The following is a 16,994-nucleotide window of genomic DNA, read 5'->3' as shown; positions in this document are numbered from 1 at the left end:
TCAGCGGCCGAGGACGCCCTGGCCCGTGTCCTCGTCTTCGCTCGCATCCTCGCCCGCGTCCGCGTCCTGGCCCGCGTCCTCGTCCGCGTCCTGGCCCGCGTTTTCGGCCGCGTCATCGGCCGAGGGCCCGAGCGGTTCGGCGGCCGGTGCGGCCGACTTGCCGGCGTTCGCGGCCAGGGTGCGGATCTCGGGCAGGTCGTCGTAGAGGTTCTGGCCGGGGCATGCGGTCGGGTAGCCGTCGCGGTGCCCGGAGATGCGGTGGAACGTCCCCTTCTGCCCGAGCTTGTACTTGCCGTTGTCGGCACCGGAGGTCAGTACGACCGTCCCGGTCGGGTCGATGCCGTAGAGGCCGAGCTTCCACGCCGCGACCTTCGCGACCGACTCGCGCACGGCGGCGTTCGTGGCCGCAGTGGAGTAGTCGCCGAGCACCGAGACGCTGCTGGTGTTGGTGTTGAACCCGTAGGCGTGCGCGCCGAGGACGGGCTTGTCGATGCCGCCCGCACGGCCCTCGAAGACGGTGCCGCACTTGTCGACGAGGAAGTGGTAGCCGATGTCGTTCCAGCCGTTGCTCTGCACGTGGTAGAGGAACACGCCGCGCACGATCGACGCCGACGCGGAGCAGGCGTAGTCGTTGGTCCCCGCCGTGTGGTGGACGAACATCGCCTGGGTGTCGCCGGTGTACGTGGGCGGGTCCTTCACCAGGGACTCGTCGGCGCCCCAGGCCGAGCGCGACGTCACCACGGGACGCTCCGCGGAGAGCGGCCCTGCGGTCGGCCCGGCGATGCCCGGCCCGATGTCGTCCGGTTCGACGACCGCGGTGTGCACGGCGTCCGACCCGGCCTCGGGATCGACCAGTTCGACACGCAGCCCCGCCGGCAGACGGTCGCCCGAGACGCGCACCTGGAAGCCGTCCGAGGGCCCGGTCCACAGCGGCTGGGTGCCGCCGCGCACCCCGGGCCGGTCGCGGTCGGAGCCCAGCTCGGGCGTACGGACGTCGGTCTCCAGGGGGCGCCACGCGCTCCACGCGCCGCTCTCCCGGGAGCGGGTGCGCACCTCGGCGGTGCCGCCCAGGGCCGCGTCCGGGTCGTCCCAGGTGATGCCGATCAGGCTGAACGGCTCGGAGGGGCGCGGGGCCAGGGACCGTTCGTGAGGGTCGCCGTCCGGCACCCGGACGGTGTGCACCCCGTCCGATGAGGTGGCCCGGGCGGGGTGGGTCAGGCCGAGGGCACCGAGGGCACCGAGGGCCAGGGCGGTGGCGACGGCGGTGCGCAGGAGGCGGGGTGTCATACGGCGCTCGCCTTTCGTGGGCGGTTGCATCGCGAGCAGAGCTCCCCGGTACGTCACTTGGCCGAAACCTCCCCGGGGCCCGGCTCCCGAGGACGGCGGGCGGGGTTGACCCGAACGGCCGTCACGGCACGGAGTCTGACGCGCTGTGACACTTCCGCGATGACCGGCGCTGATGACCGTGGGAGGACGCGCAGCCGGCACGGACGAGGACGGTACTTGGGTCAGGGAACGGAACCCCGGCGCGGACAGGCGTACGACGGGGAACTCGGCGCGGCCGTCGCGAGGGCCCAGCAGGGTGACGAGGCCGCCTTCGCGGTCGCCTACCGGTTCGTGCAGCCCGGACTGCTCGGCTACCTGCGCGGCCTGGTCGGGGACGACGCGGAGGACGTGGCGTCCGACGCCTGGCTGGAGATCGCCCGGGACCTCGGGCGGTTCCGGGGCGACGGGGCCGGCTTCCGCGGCTGGACGGCGACCATCGCCCGCCACCGGGCGCTGGACCACCTGCGCCGGCAGCGGGTACGGCCCCGGTCGTCCGCGCTGGAGCAGGACGTCCTTGAACTGCCCGGACCGCAGAGCACGCACGACCAGGCGCTGGAGGCCCTCTCCACCGAACGCGCCCTGGAACTTGTCCGGGGGCTGCCGCGCGACCAGGCCGAGGCCGTGCTGCTGCGGGTGGTGGTGGGCCTCGACGGGCCGGCCGCCGCACGGGTGCTGGGCAAGCGGCCGGGCGCGGTGCGCACGGCCGCCCACCGGGGCCTGAAACGCCTCGCCGGGCAACTGGGCGCGGAGCGCAGTGTGACGGATGAGGCTCCCCGGACGCTGGGTGAGTCGACGTGAGCGGAATCAGCGGTTTCGCTCACGGGCCGGGCGGGTCGCGCGGATCCGGCGCCCTGAACAGGGCGGACCGGCGTGACGTACTGGGGCTCGGCGGGCCGGGCGGCGCCGCCCGGGCTCACGGACCGATCGGATCGAGCAGGAACGGAAACGGACATGGGTGAACGGCAGAGCGACGGCGGGCTGTCCGGCCGTGGTTCCCGTCACGCCCTCCTCGACTCCGACGTCGAGGCGCTGATCATCGCCTCCCTCATCCGGGACGGCGTCGACGCGGAGGCCGAACAGCGGGCCGTTGCCGCCTTCCGGGCCGCCCGGGACGCCGGATCCCTGGGCGCCGGAACCCTGAAGGCCGGCACCCGCCGCCGGGACGACTGGCGTGCCCGGGAGCGGCGCTACCTGGGGCGGTCCCTGAAGACGACGCTCTCCGTGCTGCTCGCCAGCCTCACGCTGGGCGGGGTCGCCGTGGCGGCGATCGGCGTGGCCGGATCGCCCGACGAAGGCCCCGAGGACACCCCCGAGCGCTCGCCCGCGCCGAGCAGCGCCCCGCGCGACCCGGCGCAGCAGCCTCCTCCCCGTGGCAGCCACAGCCCCGGCACCGGAGCCGGCTCTTCGCCGGCCCACCCGGACCGGCCGGCCCCCGCCCAGGACACCGAGGCCCACTGCAGCGCCTTCGAGCGTGTCGGGGGACGCGGCAACGCCATGGACGCGACCGCCTGGCAGCGGCTCGTGGCCGCCGCCGGCGGTGAGAGGAACGTCACGGCGTACTGCGCCGAGCGCGAGGACGAGCCGAAGGCCGGGAGCGGAGGCTCGGGGAACGACGGGCCCGCCGGGGACGGCGGCGCACCCGCCGCGAACGACGGTGCGGACAACGGGCAGGACAACGGCGCGGGTGACGGGCCGGACAGCGGCGCGGGCAGGAGCGGGAGCGAGGGCAAGCGCTCCCAGCCCGAAGGCCGGCCCAACGGCCGTCAGCGATAAGGGATTCCACGAAGTGCCGGCCGGCACCGCCGGGCGGGACGCGCATCCCCCGGCACCTGCCTTGGCAACGGCCGAGGCCGCCACCCCCCACAGGAGAGGCCCCGGCCGTCGCGCGGCACGGGCCGCGCGGCGGCCCGTACTCCCTACAGCGCCCGGTGTGCGTTTTCTGTCACACCCCGCCGCGTCACGGCTTAGTTGCATCTCGGACGGACATGGACGGGGAGTGGTTTCAGGTCGTAACGTGCCATTCGCGCCAAGGCGAACGCGGTACGACCACCGCAACCACCTGCGGTCTTGATACCGCAACCATCAATTGAGGAACCACGACGGCGAGAACCCGGTCCGCGAAAGCGGCGCCGGTTTAGGCGCATAAGGGGTGCGGTGCTGGGGGACGACGCGGAGCTGACCGCCGCGGTGCGCGCGGCACAGGACGGAGACGAAGACGCGTTCCGGACTGTGTACCGCACCGTGCATCCGCGGCTGCTCGGGTACGTACGGACGCTGGTCGGCGACCCCGACGCCGAGGACGTCACATCCGAGGCGTGGCTCCAGATAGCCCGCGATCTGGAGCGGTTCACCGGCGACGCGGACCGGTTCCGCGGCTGGGCCGCCCGGATCGCCCGCAACCGTGCCCTGGACCACATACGCATGCGCGGGCGCCGGCCCGCGATCGGTGGTGACGAGACCGAGCTGACCGGCCGGGCCGCCGAGTCGGACACCGCCGGCGAGGCCATCGAGGCACTCGCCACCGACGGCGCGTTCTCCCTGATCTCCCGGCTGCCGCAGGACCAGGCCGAGGCGGTCGTGCTGCGCGTGGTGGTGGGGCTGGACGCGAAGACCGCCGCCGAGACGCTCGGCAAGCGCCCGGGCGCGGTCCGCACGGCCGCGCACCGGGGTCTGAAGCGGCTCGCCGAACTGCTCGGCGACGACCCGCAGGCCGATCCGGAATCGGCCGGGGTGCTCGACGCCCTGCCGCCCCAGCGAGAACCGCGCGGCGGTGCCGTGACGTCCGCAGGTGTGACGCGTAGCGTTGCGCGGACGCAGAAGGATGTGTGATGGCCGACGAGCAGTACAGGTGGCTGGACCGCGAAACGGCGGAGCGTTTGCTGAGCGGAGAGCCACCCGGAGCTGTCGGAGGCGCCGGCCGGGACCAGGCCGAACACCTCGCCAGGACCCTCGGCGCACTGTCCGCCGAACCCCCGCTGACCAGCGATGAACTCCCCGGCGAGGCCGCCGCGGTGGCCGCTTTCCGCAAGGCCCGCGCGGAACGCGCCGACGCGACCGCGGCCGGTGCGGCCACCGGCGGACTGGACGCGGCCGGGATCACCGACGCGGGGCTGGTCCGCATCGGATCCCCCGGCGGCGGTGGCGGCGGGACGGCACGCCGGCCCCGCTGGACCCGTCCCGCGCGCTTCGCCCTGGCCGCCGTGCTGGCCGTCGGCATGGCCGGCGGGGTTGCCCTCGCGACCGGAACCGGAGCCCTGAGAGCGCCCTTCGGCGGCGACGCGCCCGACCCCGGCGCCTCCGTCTCGGCCGCCGCCACTCACCCGGAACGCCCGCTGGTGTCGCCCTCGCCGAGCGACGCCGTACAGGGCGGTTCCACCCCCGACGACGCCCCGGGCGGCTCGTCGACGGGCGGGTCCGGCACTCAGGACCGGGGCGAGCGGCGTGACGGCGCGGCCCCGAAGCCGGACGACCGTGACGGCCGCTCCGGCGGCCACCGCGAGGAGATCACCTCCGCCTGCCGCGACCTCCGCGACGGCAAGCGGCTCGATGCCGACCGCAGGCGCGCCCTGCGGGACGCGGCGGACGGCCGCCGGGTGTGGAAGTACTGCAAGGGCGTCCTGTCCTCGGCCGGCCCCCGCTCCGGGGAGCGCCGGCACGACGAGCGCGCGGACCAGGGCCGGCACCACGGCAAGGGCGTGGACCGGGACCGCAACCGGGACCGGGACCGGGACCGGCAGCAGGACAAGGCCGAGCGGAAGAGCGACCGGAAGGCAGACCGGCAGGCCGATCAGCGGACCGGGAAGAAGGGCGTTCCCGCAAGGCCGTGACCTGCGGTTTCGCGTCTCCTGAAAATCACCCGGCCGAGGGTGTGACGTTTTCGGCCGCCCTGGCGCAGTAATGAGTGAGCCGACTGGTCATCGGCCGTCGCACAGAGCCGGGGTTCCCCCCGTACCTACGGCTCGTGCACCTGAGCGCGGGCGGGACACGTTCCCCCGGTCCCGCCCGCGCCCCATCCTCCCGCTCCCCGCCGTCACCAGGACACGACGACCTTGTCGCCGTTGCGGACCTGCGCGTACAGCTCGGCGATCGCCGCCTCGTCCCGCACGTTGACGCAGCCGTGCGAGGCGCCCGCGTAGCCCCGGGCGGCGAAGTCCGCCGAGTAGTGCACGGCCTGGCCGCCGCTGAAGAACATCGCGTAGGGCATGGGCGAGTCGTAGAGCGTCGAGACGTGGTCGCGGGACTTCCAGTAGACGGAGAAGACGCCCTCCCGGGTCGGCGTGCCCCGCGAGCCGAAGCGGACCGCCATCGTCGACACGGTCCGTCCGTCGACCATCCAGCGCAGTGTCCTGCTGGTCTTGTCGATGCAGAGCACCCGGCCGGTCCGGCAGCGCGCGTCCGGCGGGTCGGCCCGCTGGCCGCCCATCAGATAGAGGTCCCACCGGCCCGGCTCGCGCGTCATGCGCAGCAGCCGCTGCCAGGTGACGGTGTCGGTCTTCCCGGTGCGCGGCAGCCCGCGCTTGCCCTGGAACCCGCTCACCGCCCGCTCCGTCTGTTCGCCGTACGTCCCGGTCGGCCCCTCGAACAGCCAGGCGACCTGCCGCAGCCGGGCCTGCAGCTCCCGGACGTCCCGGCCGGTGTCGCCGCGGGACCACAGCACGCGGGGCGGGGCGGGGGCGGTACGGGGCTTGTCGTCGTCCGGCCGCGGCGCGGGGTCCGGTCTGCCGTCGTCACCGGCGGGCGTGCGGCCCGGGGACGGGGTGTCGCCGGGCAGCTCGATGTGCACCGGCGAGCGGCGCTTCCCCTCGCCCTCGGGGGGCTGCACCGTGCAGCCGGTCAGCGCGGCCACCACGACGAGTCCCGCTACGAACGCTCTCCCCATGCCCGTGGTACGCACACGGCCCCCCGCTCGTCTCACCGGTGTGCCCGGATGTCACCTGAGATGTTCCCCGGGCGTGACCGGCCGCGAACCAGGAGGCATGGTGGTGAGCGAGGTCACAGTTCAGCGGGAGGCAATCCACCATGGCGCGTGAGTCGGAGTCCGGACTGCCCATCGAGCCGGTCTACGGGCCGCAGGCCCTCCAGGGCTGGGATCCGGCCGAGAAGCTGGGGGAGCCGGGGGAGTTCCCGTACACCCGCGGTGTGTACCCGTCGATGTACACGGGCCGTCCGTGGACGATGCGCCAGTACGCGGGGTTCGGTACGGCCGCGGAGTCCAACGCCCGTTACCGGCAGCTGATCGCGCACGGCACGACGGGCCTGTCGGTCGCCTTCGACCTGCCCACCCAGATGGGCCACGACTCCGACGCCCCGATCGCGCACGGTGAGGTCGGCAAGGTGGGCGTGGCCATCGACTCGATCGAGGACATGCGGGTACTGTTCGGCGGGATTCCGCTGGACCAGGTTTCGACGTCGATGACGATCAACGCCCCGGCAGCCCTGCTGCTGCTCCTCTACCAGTTGGTCGCGGAGGAGCAGGGGGTCGGCGCGGACCGGCTGACGGGCACGATCCAGAACGACGTGCTGAAGGAGTACATCGCCCGGGGGACCTACATCTTCCCGCCGAAGCCCTCACTGCGGCTGATCGCGGACATCTTCCGGTACTGCCGGGCCGAGATCCCGAAGTGGAACACCATTTCGATCTCCGGCTATCACATGGCCGAGGCAGGGGCCTCGCCCGCGCAGGAGATCGCCTTCACCCTGGCCGACGGCATCGAGTACGTGCGCACCGCCGTGGCCGCCGGCATGAACGTCGACGATTTCGCCCCGCGGCTGTCGTTCTTCTTCGTGGCACGCACCACGATCCTGGAGGAGGTCGCGAAGTTCCGCGCCGCGCGGCGGATCTGGGCGCGGGTGATGCGTGAAGAGTTCGGGGCGCGGAATCCGAAGTCGCTGATGCTGCGGTTCCACACCCAGACGGCCGGGGTGCAGCTGACGGCCCAGCAGCCCGAGGTGAACCTGGTCCGGGTCGCCGTGCAGGGCCTGGCCGCGGTGCTGGGCGGCACGCAGTCGCTGCACACCAACTCCTTCGACGAGGCCATCGCCCTGCCCACCGACAGGTCGGCGCGCCTCGCGCTGCGCACCCAGCAGGTCCTGGCTCACGAAACCGACGTGACCGCGACCGTCGACCCCTTCGCCGGGTCCTACGTCATCGAGAGCATGACCGACGACCTCGAAGCCGCGGCTGTGGCGCTGATGGACAGGGTCGATGAACTCGGCGGCGCCGTCGAGGCCATCGAGCACGGCTTCCAGAAGAACGAGATCGAGCGCAACGCCTACCGCATCGCCCAGGAAACCGACTCCGGGGAGCGGGTCGTCGTCGGCGTCAACCGCTTCCGGCTGGACGAGGAAGAGCCCTACGAGCCGCTGCGCGTCGACCCCGCCATCGAGGCCCGGCAGGCCGAACGCCTGGCCCACCTGCGCGCGGAGCGCGACCAGCCGGCCGTGGACGCGGCCCTGGCGGCGCTGAAGAAGGCCGCCGAGGGCGACGACAACGTCCTCTACCCCATGAAGGAGGCCCTGCGCGCCCGCGCCACCGTCGGCGAGGTCTGCAACGCACTGCGCGAGGTGTGGGGGGCGTACGTCCCGTCGGACACCTTCTGACCGATGGCCGGGCCGGGGTGTCGGACCCGCATGCGACACTCATCCGCATGTTCGGCGTCATTGATCTGCCCACCTACCTGGCGGGCCTCGTCCTGATCGTCCTGCTGCCCGGTCCCAACTCGCTGTACGTGCTGTCCGTGGCCGCCCGCCGCGGCGTGCGCGCCGGGTACCGAGCCGCCGCCGGTGTCTGGTGCGGGGACGCGGTGCTGATGACGCTGTCCGCGGCCGGAGTCGCCTCGCTGCTCCAGGCGAACGCCGTGCTGTTCGCCGTCGTCAAGTACGCGGGGGCCGGATACCTGACCTGGCTGGCCGTCGGCATGCTGCGGGCCGCGTGGGGCATGTGGCGGGCCCGCGGGGAGCGGACGGCCGGTGACGGGGCGCCCGGCCGGGCCGAGGAGCGGCCCTTCCGCCGCGCCTTCGTCGTCAGCCTGTTCAATCCCAAGGCGATCCTCTTCTTCGTCGCCTTCTTCGTGCAGTTCGTGGATCCGGCGTACGCCTATCCCGCCCTGTCCTTCGTCGTCCTCGGCGCCCTCGCGCAGGTCGCCAGCGTGCTCTACCTCAGCGCGCTGATCTTCGGCGGCACCAGACTGGCCGCCGCCTTCCGCAGCCGCAGGCGCCTGTCGGCGGGGGCGACCTCGGCAGCGGGTGCCCTGTTCCTGGGCTTCGCCGTGAAGCTGACGCTGGCGGGTCCGTAGGGCAGGTTGGCTAGCACCGGCCGAAGCGGGCCAGGTAGTCCGGGAGTCCTGCCGCCGTGTCCGCTGCCCAGCCGACATAGCCGTCGGGGCGGACGAGGTACAGGCCGGGCCCGTACGGGCCGGGTGCCGGGCCCCGCACGACCCGGATCCGCCCGCCGGGATCCGGTGCCGGTGCGCCGCCCAGGGCCAGCAGCGTCCAGTGCGGGCCGCGGAACGCGTCGAAGAGCCGGACGCCGGCCACCGTCCCGTCGGGTGCGCGGTCGCCCGCCCGCAGCGGGCCCGGGTCCGTCCGGGTCTCGCGGGTGAGCGGCGACTTCCGGTAGCCGAGCCCGAGTTGGCGGGTGGCTCCGCCGCGCCGGGTCTCGCCGCGGTGCACACGCGTGGACAGTCCGAGCATGTCGGTGGCCACGGGCCGCCGCTCCTCCTCGTAGGAGTCGAGCAGGGCCGCGTCGGCGCCGTCGCGCAGCACCGCGCCCAGCTTCCAGCCCAGGTTGTAGGCGTCCTGGACGCTGGTGTTGAGGCCCTGACCGCCCGCTGGGGAATGCACGTGCGCCGCATCGCCGGCGAGGAAGACCCGCCCGGAGCGGAATCGGTCGGCGAGGGCCGCCCGGGGGCGGAAGTCCGAGGCCCAGCGCAGCTCCGTGACGCACTCCGGCGCGAGGTGCGAGCGGGTGCCGACGACCTTCCGGATGCCCTCCAGGGAGAGGTCCGGTGCCGTCCCGTCCGGGAACTGCGCCACCAACTGGAAGTCTTCGGTGCCCGGCAGCGGGCAGATCGCGAGGAAGCCCTCCCCCTCACCGGGTGGGAAGACGTGCCAGTTGTCCCGGTCGAGGCCGCTGATCCGGACGTCCGCCACCAGCGTCGGGTTCGGGTCGACGGTCTCGCCCGTCATGCCGATGCCGAGCAGCCCGCGCACGGTCGAGCGGCCGCCGTCCGCCGCCACGGCGTACCGGGCGGTGACGGCGTCGCCCGAGGCGAACTGCGCGTGCACCCCGCCCTCGTCCTGCGTCAGCCCGACGAGCTCCATGCCGAAGGCCACCTCGCCGCCCAGCTCCGCCAGCCGCGCCCGCAGGATCCGCTGCGTGCGCCACTGCGGCACCATCCACGGTTCGTTGTACGGCGCGTCCTCGGTCGGCTCGGCCGTGTCGAACATCCGGTGCTCGCCCGCCCGCCGGCCGTCCTGCCAGATCATCCCCACCGGGTAGGTGCCGCCCGCCGCCCGGATCGCGTCCAGCACGCCCAGGTCGTCGAAGACCTCCATCGTGCGCGGCTGGATCCCCTTGCCGCGCGAGCCGGGGAACAACGCCCCCGCCCGCTCGACGACCAGCACGGCCACGCCCCGCCGGGCGAGGTCGATCCCGAGTGCCAGGCCCGTCGGGCCCGCGCCCACCACCAGCACGTCCGTGTCCCTGGTCGTCCTCATCGGCAACCCTCTCCTTAACGCTGTTAAGTAGCTCATTTTCACGAGGGTCGCCTTAACGGTGTTAAGTTGTCAAGCGTGAGTACGGAACGACGCGAGCCCCTGGACCGCCGCCGGGTCGCGGACACCGCGCTGCGGCTGCTGAACGAGACGGGCCTGGACGGCCTGACCCTGCGTGCCATCGCCCGGGAGCTGGATGTGAAGGCGCCCGCCCTCTACTGGCACTTCAAGGACAAGCAGGCGCTGCTCGACGAGATGGCGACGGAGATGTTCCGCCGGATGGTCGCCGGTACCGCCCTCGATCCCGCCGACACCTGGCGGGAGCGGCTGCTGAGGACCAACCGGGGGCTGCGGGCGGCGCTGCTCGGCTACCGGGACGGCGCGAAGGTGTTCAGCGGCTCACGCTTCACCGGCATCGAGCACGTGGGGCAGATGGAGGACAACCTGCGCCTGCTCACGGCCGCCGGTCTCACCCTCGCCCAGGCGGCCCGCGCGCTCACCACGGCCTACCTGTACACCTTGGGCTTCGTCACCGAGGAACAGGGCGTCCAGCCGCTGCCGGGCGAGCGCCGCGAGGGCTACGACCTGGACGAACGCGCCCGCCTGATGGCCGACTTTCCCTTGGCGGCTCAGGCGGGCGCGGAGATCTTCGAGGACTACGACCGGCACTTCGAGGAGGGACTCGCCCTCGTGATCGAGGGGATCGGGGCGCGCTACGGGGTCTCATGAAGCGGTCCGGCGCGTCAGGACCGTTTCGCGCGGGCCCGGCGCACGGCACGGGTGATCACGGGCGGCAGCAGGTCCTTGGCGAGCCGGCGCGCCCGGGAGGGCGCGGGCCGGGCCGGGCGTGCCGCACGCGACTCGGCGACCCGGGGCGCGGGGGCCGGCGTGGCCACGGGCTCCACGTAGTGCCGTGAGGGCGGGAAGGGCGGCGGCTTCATGCCCCGCGAGCGGGTCCGGATCAGCCGGTGCCCGGCCGCCTCCTGCAGGCTCAGCCCGACGTCCGAGCGCTGCCGCAGCATCTCCAGCAGTTCCTCCTGGAGCGGCTCCGGATCGCCCCAGGTGGCGTACAGCTTCTGCGTGCTCAGGCAGATCGGGCGCAGGCCTCGGTTGAGGACGGCCTCCCAGGCGGCGACCGCGACACCCGGGGTGTGCTCGGACCGGAAGTCGTCCAGGACCACGACGCCCTCGGGCAGCAGGATGTCGTGGGCCGCGCCGATGTCGCCGTGCACGTGCTCGTACAGGTGCGAGGCGTCGATGTGGATGAAGCGGCAGGAGTCCGGGGCGACCTTCTCGTCCACCAGGGAACTGGGGCCGGTGATCACCGTCGGCAGGGTGTCGTGGAAGGAGAGGTAGTTCCGCTCGAACGCCTGCTGGGTGAGCGAGGCGTACGACTTCGAGGACTCCGCCTTGTTGGCCTCGTCCGGGGCGTCGCCCTCGAACAGGTCGCAGACGGTGAACTGTTCGCCGTCCTGGAGGTGATGGCCGAGGAGGATCGCGCTCTTGCCCATGTAGACGCCCAGTTCCAGCAGGTCGCCCCTTATGCCGGCCTTCTTCTGCTGTTCGAGGAACCAGGTGAACAGCGTCTGGTCCAGTGGGGGGAACCAGCCCGGGACGTCGGCGAGTTCACCGGGGTGCGTGTCGGTGGCTTGTGCGTTGGTCATGAGGCGAGCCTTCTCTCCGAGCGTTGCCCCGATCGACGGCCGGTTGAACGTCCCGTGAACAGGATCAGCGGGTCTTCGACAGGGCCGCCCGCAGCCGGGGCGTCAGCGGCTTCTCCACATACTTGTTCAGCAACCACGCCAGCAGCAGCATTGACGCCACCGTCAGCGCGAAGGTCACCCCTGAGGCCAGCCCCAGACCGCGGTGCAGAGCGTGGATCACCACCCAGCCGAGATGCTCGTGGACGAGGTAGAAGGGGTACGTCAGCGCGCCCGCGACCGTCAGCCACCGCCAGTTCATGCGGCCCAACAGGCCCAGCGCGATCGCGGCGACCGCCACGAAGCCGAACGTCACGACGGCGATGATCCCGAACGAGGAGCGGTAGGAGAAGGCCTCCGGGTCGGGCGCGTGCCACAGCCCCTGCACCGCGTAGTGCTGGCCGATCAGCCAGCTGACGGCGACGATGGCCCACCCGTAGACGTCCCGCCGGTCGCGGTGCACCAGGTAGAGGCCGACACCACCGATGAAGAAGGGCGCGTACTCGGGCATCAAAACGATGTCGAGCAGCGGCATGTTCGCGTTCTCGGCGATCACCGCCGCCAGCGTCCAGCCCGCGCAGAACATGATCACCCGGCGGCGGTTCGCTCCGGGCAGCACGACGCACAGGGCGAACAGGGCGTAGAAGCGGACCTCCGCCCACAGGGTCCAGCACACCCCGAGCACCCGGTCCACGCCGAGCGGCATCTGGAGCATGGTCAGGTTGACCAGCGCGTCGCTGGGCGAGACGGCCTGGTAGGCCACCACCGGCAGCGCGAACACCGCCGTGACGATGAGCACCGCCACCCAGTAGGCGGGCAGCAGCCGGGAGGCGCGGGAGGCGAAGAACGACTTCAGGGGACGGCCCCAGCCGCTCATGCAGATGACGAACCCGCTGATCACGAAGAAGACCTGGACGCCGAGGCAGCCGTAGGCGAACAGCGAGTGCAGGGTCGGGAACTGGTCCCGGGGCGAGGTGCCCCAGGCCTCGGCGACCTCACCGCCGCGCCCGCCGTAGTGGTACAGCGCCACCATCAGCGCGGCCACCAGCCGCAGTCCGTCGAGGGCGCGCAGCCGGCCGCCGGGATCCCTTCTGCGCCGTGGGACGGTCGTGGCGCCCGGTGGGTCGACCAGCACGGCGACACCGGGCTGGGGCTTGTGGGGGCTGACGACCGTCTCGGTCACGCTGGAAACCTCTGTGTGGCTCGTATGTCCTTCGCCTGAGCCGCCTGTGGGCGGGCGCCTGTCACCCTAGGACGAGAGTTGACGCAATTGTGTTCGACGGCGACAGGCTTCGCCCGTTGGTCTCCATGGGTTCACCTGGACGTCGCCCGGGGGGCGGGGCGCCGGGCGGCGGGACCGGCTCGGGGTCCTCAGCGGCGTACCGCCTTGCGCAGGGCCCTGGCCCGCCGTACCACCTGGCGTGCCGTGGAATTGCGCGGCAGGAACGCCAGCCGCTGCGGGATGCCGCCGGGCAGCCCGAGCGCGGTCAGGCGGCGCTTCTTGAAGTAGCGCCGGGTGCGCGGCCCCAGATGCCGGGCGAGGAACTGCTCGGCCTGCGGGCGCAGGTCCGGGTAGATCTGCGGCTGCATGGTGAACGCGAGGGCCGTGAGGAGGGCGGACAGCCGCTCGGCCGGCAGGAGGTCACCGTCACCGTCCGTGCCGCTCTCCAGGTCGGGCAGCAGGGCGTCCGCCAGGGTGGTCGGCACCCGGTTGCTGTTCTGATACGGCGTCAGCCGCTCCAGCAGCAGCTCGGTGCCGATGCGCGCGGCCGGCAGGTCGTAGAAGGCCGAGGCCGTGAACAGCGCTGTCGAGAAGCAGCCGACGACCAGCGCGGGCCGGGACCGGTCGAACAGCACCTCGGCGAGCACCGGCGTGTCCAGGACCGTGAGGTCCACGCCGAGCTTCTCGGCCTCGGTCTCCAGGACACGGCTGTAGCGGGCCGGTGCGCTCGGGTGGGGCTTGAAGACGACCGTGCGGTGGCCGCGGGCGACCGCGCCCCGCATCATCCGCACGTGCAGGTCCTCTTCCTCCTCGGGGGAGAGGATGTTCAGCGCGGACAGGTACTGGCCGAGCAGCAGGGCCGAGTCGCCGGGCACGTCCGGCAGTTCGGGAACCGTCTCGGTGACCTCGCCGAGCACCTTCAGGAACGCGGGCGTGGGCACCAGGTGCGCCGGCACGCCGAACTCGGTGAGCAGCACCGGCGTGAGCCCCGGCACCAGATCCAGGTGCAGCAGCCGCCGCACGCGCGTGCCGACCAGCGGGTCGAGCTTGTTGCGGGTGGGGCCGTAGCTCATCAGCCCGTCGGCGTAGACGTCGATGGGCGCGTCGGTGAACAGCTGGGCCAGCGTCAGGGCGGGCGCCACCTGGATCGACTCCAGCACCAGGCTCACCCGGTCGTCGCCGAGGCCCCACAGCAGCCGCAGGTAGCGCTCGAAGAGCGGGACGTCGTCGGCGCGCGGCGCCCAGGCCCCGGGGTGGAACGGGCGGATGGCCTCGTTCCAGGACAGCACCTCGTCGAAGTGCTCGCGCAGCGGGGCGAACCCCGGCATCTCGTCGAGGGCCGGAGTGGTCTCCGGGGTCGTGGAGTTGTTGAACACCAGCAGCACCCGGCGGTCCGGCTCCTCGAAGAGGTCCGAGTCGATCGCGGCGGCCAGGGTGGCGACGCCGTACAGCGTCGAGGCGCAGAAGATCTGAGTGGTCCCGGGCATCAGGCGGCCGCTCCCGTCGGGGTGACCCGGCGCCGCAGCCGCCGCAGCTTGGACGAGCGGTCCATGTCCATGGCCTCCAGTGCCTCGGCGAGCGCGTCCTGCGGCATGCGCTTGATGGCCGCCGCGCTCATCGACCGCAGCTGCCTGGCCACGGCCGGTTCGAACCTCTCCTCGTTGGAGAGGTGGTGGGCGATGATCGCGCAGTAGGTGCGTACCGCCTTCGGCAGCAGCCGGTCGGCGTCGCGGTCCGCGGCCGTCTCCTCGATCACCTGGTCGAAGGCGCGGATGAAGTCGAGCTGGCGGACGTCGCCGATCTGCGTCAGGGACGAGGCCACCCCGCGCCGGTAGAACACGCCCAGCAGGCTCACCACGGCGAACGACTCCGCTTCCCGGTGCAGCTTCCAGATCCACGGCCGGTCCTCGGCCGTGCGCAGCCCGTCGGTGAAGTGCAGCAGGCCCCTGTCGACCAGGCGGCGGTGGTAGGCGCCGGCCCAGGCGTAGGCGTAGTCCACCGAGGTCGAGCGGTGGGCCGGCAGGATCGCCTCGCGCGGGCTGAACACCTCCCAGCGCCTGCCGATCGGCACCCTGCTCACGGAACGGGCCCGGGCGGTGGCCTGCACGTGGTCGGTGCGCACGAAGTCGCATCCCAACTCGTCCATCGCGGACACCAGTTCGGCGAAGTAGCCGGGGGCCAGCCAGTCGTCGCCGTCCAGGAACGTCAGGTACTCGCCCTGCGCCGCGTCCAGACCGGTGTTGCGGGCGGTGGCGAGCCCACCGTTCTGCTCGTGGCGGATGTACCGCACCTGGGCGACATCCGAAAGGTCCTCGGCCGCTCGTTCGAGAATGGCCGGAGTTCCGTCCTTCGAATGGTCGTCGACCAGGATGAACTCGAAATTGCGGTCGGCGTTCAACCGAAGGCTTCTGAGGGTGTCCGGGGCATATTGCTGCACGTTGTAGAACGGCACGATCACGGAAAGCTTAGGCACCCGCAAAACGTTAGGAGCCCGCCCGGCAGTGGAACTTTCCGATGAAGGTACACCGGGTGAACTCCATGTGTCAGAACGGTGCACCCCGTGTACTTCCCGCCTTCCAGCAGGCCAGTTCGGCTCTCGGTGGGCTGTTGTTAACTTTTCGTTGAGTCGCGGTTCCGCCATACCTAGGATTCGCTTCCTAGCGTCTTCGACGTGCCAGTAAGTACACCGAAGCGCCCGCGAATCGCGGTCCTCGCGGACTCAGACACCCGATGGAAATGGGGTGCGCTGACCGCGGACCGCATCGCCCCGGGACCGTCCATGGAAACCGCACCGCGGGAGGGCGCGCAAGTCCGCCCCCGCCTCGACGGATTCCTGCTGCGTGGCCGGGCGACGCCCACCCCGCGCCAGCTGGAGGAAGTGGGCGTGCGCGCCGACTCGCTGCGGGAGGTCACCGCCGTCGAGTTCCTGCGCGCCATGGCCGAGGAGTCCTACGACCTCCTGGTCCTCTCCCTCGTGGGCGGCGGTGTGCAGGCGATGCTGCACGGCCTGAAGCACGCCTGGCAGGACCGCACCGCGCGGCCCGTCGTCGTCACCGGCTACGTCGGCGTCGTCTACGAGAAGCTCGCCGACGGCCTGCTGCTGCGGCACGGCGCGGACCTCGTCCTCGCCAACTCCCGCCAGGACGCGGACCGTTTCCGGGCCGTGTACGAAGGGGTCGGCGCGGACGCCTCGGCGGTGACCGAGGTGGCCCTGCCCTTCCTCGGCGGTGCGCCGTACGAAGGTGAGCACGACCCCTGCACGGTCGTCTTCGCCGCCCAGCCCTCCGTCCCGGAGAACCGCAAGGACCGTACGTACCTGCTGAACCGGCTGGTGCAGCACGCCCGCCGCCACCCCGAGCGCGAGGTGCTGCTGAAGCTGCGCTCCAAGCCCGGCGAACACACCACCCACATCGAGGAGCTGCCGTACCAGAAGCTGGTGCAGCGCCTCGATCCGCCCGCCAACTTCCGCCTGGTGTACGGCAACATGGGCGAGGTCCTGGACCGGACCGACCTGCTGGTGACGGTCAGCTCCACAGCCGCCCTGGAGTCGCTGCACCGACGGATCCCCACGGTCGTCCTGACCGACCTCGGCATCCGCGAGTCGCTCGGCAACCACCACTTCGTGGGCTCCGGCTGCCTCGCCTCCTGGGACCAGCTCGACGCCGGGCACCGGCCCGTGCCCGACGAGGAGTGGGTCTCCCGCCAGGGCGTCGCGGCGGACGGCTCCTACGACTCCGCCTTCGACGCGGCCCGGAAGCGCATCGCCGAGCTACTCGACCGGCCCGGCGGCCTGCCCCCGCTGGACCCGTACTACACCCCCGTCACCGCGCCCGGCTATCTGCCCGGCATCCTCGCCCGCCACCACCTCGGCCCGGACGGCGCCCCGCTGCCGGGCGCGCCCGCCGCCGACAAGGACCCCGGACCGGTCCGGCAGATCGTGCGCCGGGCGGCGCGCGGCGCCTACCGGCACGGCGTGCAGCGCGTGGCGCCCGTCATCCGGCGGATGGGCGAGCTGTGAGCCGCCCTGACAC

Annotated in this window: 15 protein-coding genes; 8 read left to right on the top strand and 7 right to left on the bottom strand. The window is 72.5% G+C overall.

What is annotated here, in order from left to right:
* Entirely contained in the window at positions 1 to 1,287 is a 1,287-nt protein-coding gene (locus OO68_RS26000) for an N-acetylmuramoyl-L-alanine amidase (protein ID WP_078625450.1), read from the bottom strand.
* 216 nt (positions 1,288 to 1,503) lie between these two features.
* Between OO68_RS26000 and OO68_RS25995 the strand changes: the two genes are divergently transcribed.
* The 4 genes from OO68_RS25995 to OO68_RS25980 all read left to right on the top strand — a co-directional run bounded on the left by OO68_RS25995 (position 1,504) and on the right by OO68_RS25980 (position 5,153).
* A complete protein-coding gene (locus OO68_RS25995; RefSeq protein ID WP_033311426.1) occupies positions 1,504 to 2,124 on the top strand; it encodes an RNA polymerase sigma factor in 621 nt (206 codons plus the stop codon).
* A gap of 153 nt (positions 2,125 to 2,277) precedes the next feature.
* Positions 2,278 to 3,099 carry a hypothetical protein gene (locus tag OO68_RS25990; protein WP_063739337.1) on the top strand — a complete coding sequence of 274 codons (822 nt, stop codon included), beginning with the start codon at positions 2,278 to 2,280 and terminating at the stop codon, positions 3,097 to 3,099.
* A gap of 381 nt (positions 3,100 to 3,480) precedes the next feature.
* Positions 3,481 to 4,155, top strand: a complete 675-nt coding sequence (locus OO68_RS25985) for an RNA polymerase sigma factor (RefSeq protein ID WP_033311424.1) — start codon at positions 3,481 to 3,483, stop codon at positions 4,153 to 4,155.
* Complete coding sequence (locus OO68_RS25980; RefSeq protein ID WP_051814806.1) at positions 4,155 to 5,153, top strand: hypothetical protein; 999 nt, start codon at positions 4,155 to 4,157, stop codon at positions 5,151 to 5,153. The genes OO68_RS25985 and OO68_RS25980 overlap by 1 nt, the downstream gene beginning before the upstream one ends.
* Positions 5,154 to 5,356: 203 nt before the next feature.
* On the opposite strand, the gene OO68_RS25975 is transcribed toward OO68_RS25980, so the two are convergent.
* Positions 5,357 to 6,205, bottom strand: a complete 849-nt coding sequence (locus OO68_RS25975) for a L,D-transpeptidase family protein (protein WP_033311422.1) — start codon at positions 6,203 to 6,205, stop codon at positions 5,357 to 5,359.
* A gap of 140 nt (positions 6,206 to 6,345) precedes the next feature.
* On the opposite strand from OO68_RS25975, the gene OO68_RS25970 reads away from it, so the two are divergent.
* Positions 6,346 to 7,926, top strand: a complete 1,581-nt coding sequence (locus OO68_RS25970; protein WP_033311420.1) for an acyl-CoA mutase large subunit family protein — start codon at positions 6,346 to 6,348, stop codon at positions 7,924 to 7,926.
* A gap of 47 nt (positions 7,927 to 7,973) precedes the next feature.
* Positions 7,974 to 8,621: a leucine efflux protein LeuE gene (leuE, locus tag OO68_RS25965; protein WP_033311418.1), complete on the top strand. Its 648-nt coding sequence runs from the start codon at positions 7,974 to 7,976 to the stop codon at positions 8,619 to 8,621.
* 10 nt (positions 8,622 to 8,631) lie between these two features.
* On the opposite strand, the gene OO68_RS25960 is transcribed toward leuE, so the two are convergent.
* Positions 8,632 to 10,044 carry an FAD-dependent oxidoreductase gene (locus OO68_RS25960; protein WP_033311416.1) on the bottom strand — a complete coding sequence of 471 codons (1,413 nt, stop codon included), beginning with the start codon at positions 10,042 to 10,044 and terminating at the stop codon, positions 8,632 to 8,634.
* A 75-nt stretch (positions 10,045 to 10,119) separates the two neighbouring features.
* On the opposite strand from OO68_RS25960, the gene OO68_RS25955 reads away from it, so the two are divergent.
* A complete protein-coding gene (locus OO68_RS25955; protein ID WP_033311414.1) occupies positions 10,120 to 10,770 on the top strand; it encodes a TetR/AcrR family transcriptional regulator in 651 nt (216 codons plus the stop codon).
* Between the two features lie 14 nt (positions 10,771 to 10,784).
* Here OO68_RS25955 and OO68_RS25950 read toward each other — a convergent pair whose 3' ends face one another.
* The 4 genes from OO68_RS25950 to OO68_RS25935 form a co-directional block, all read right to left on the bottom strand.
* Positions 10,785 to 11,705: a class I SAM-dependent methyltransferase gene (locus OO68_RS25950; RefSeq protein ID WP_033311412.1), complete on the bottom strand. Its 921-nt coding sequence runs from the start codon at positions 11,703 to 11,705 to the stop codon at positions 10,785 to 10,787.
* 64 nt (positions 11,706 to 11,769) lie between these two features.
* A complete protein-coding gene (locus OO68_RS25945; protein WP_033311410.1) occupies positions 11,770 to 12,924 on the bottom strand; it encodes an acyltransferase family protein in 1,155 nt (384 codons plus the stop codon).
* A 188-nt stretch (positions 12,925 to 13,112) separates the two neighbouring features.
* Positions 13,113 to 14,450, bottom strand: a complete 1,338-nt coding sequence (locus tag OO68_RS25940; RefSeq protein WP_033311408.1) for an alpha-2,8-polysialyltransferase family protein — start codon at positions 14,448 to 14,450, stop codon at positions 13,113 to 13,115.
* Positions 14,450 to 15,436 carry a glycosyltransferase family 2 protein gene (locus OO68_RS25935; protein WP_033311406.1) on the bottom strand — a complete coding sequence of 329 codons (987 nt, stop codon included), beginning with the start codon at positions 15,434 to 15,436 and terminating at the stop codon, positions 14,450 to 14,452. The genes OO68_RS25940 and OO68_RS25935 overlap by 1 nt, the downstream gene beginning before the upstream one ends.
* A gap of 198 nt (positions 15,437 to 15,634) precedes the next feature.
* On the opposite strand from OO68_RS25935, the gene OO68_RS25930 reads away from it, so the two are divergent.
* The gene (locus OO68_RS25930; protein ID WP_033311404.1) at positions 15,635 to 16,981 is read left to right on the top strand and encodes a DUF6716 putative glycosyltransferase; all 1,347 of its coding nucleotides are present in this window, start codon (positions 15,635 to 15,637) and stop codon (positions 16,979 to 16,981) included.
* The last annotated feature ends 13 nt before the right edge of the window (positions 16,982 to 16,994 follow it).

The sequence above is a fragment of the Streptomyces iakyrus genome, from assembly GCF_000717055.1.
GTDB classification, from domain to species: Bacteria; Actinomycetota; Actinomycetes; order Streptomycetales; family Streptomycetaceae; genus Streptomyces; species Streptomyces iakyrus.
This window is presented reverse-complemented; position numbering and strand designations above follow the sequence as displayed.

Excerpts from the sequence above, each read along its gene's own strand:
- OO68_RS26000 (WP_078625450.1), bottom strand. The coding sequence starts at position 1,287 with ATGACACCCCGCCTCCTGCGCACCGCCGTCGCCACCGCCCTGGCCCTC.
- OO68_RS25990 (WP_063739337.1), top strand. The coding sequence starts at position 2,278 with ATGGGTGAACGGCAGAGCGACGGCGGGCTGTCCGGCCGTGGTTCCCGT.
- OO68_RS25980 (WP_051814806.1), top strand. The coding sequence starts at position 4,155 with ATGGCCGACGAGCAGTACAGGTGGCTGGACCGCGAAACGGCGGAGCGT.
- OO68_RS25975 (WP_033311422.1), bottom strand. The coding sequence starts at position 6,205 with ATGGGGAGAGCGTTCGTAGCGGGACTCGTCGTGGTGGCCGCGCTGACC.
- OO68_RS25970 (WP_033311420.1), top strand. The coding sequence starts at position 6,346 with ATGGCGCGTGAGTCGGAGTCCGGACTGCCCATCGAGCCGGTCTACGGG.
- leuE (WP_033311418.1), top strand. The coding sequence starts at position 7,974 with ATGTTCGGCGTCATTGATCTGCCCACCTACCTGGCGGGCCTCGTCCTG.
- OO68_RS25960 (WP_033311416.1), bottom strand. The coding sequence starts at position 10,044 with ATGAGGACGACCAGGGACACGGACGTGCTGGTGGTGGGCGCGGGCCCG.
- OO68_RS25950 (WP_033311412.1), bottom strand. The coding sequence starts at position 11,705 with ATGACCAACGCACAAGCCACCGACACGCACCCCGGTGAACTCGCCGAC.
- OO68_RS25940 (WP_033311408.1), bottom strand. The coding sequence starts at position 14,450 with ATGCCCGGGACCACTCAGATCTTCTGCGCCTCGACGCTGTACGGCGTC.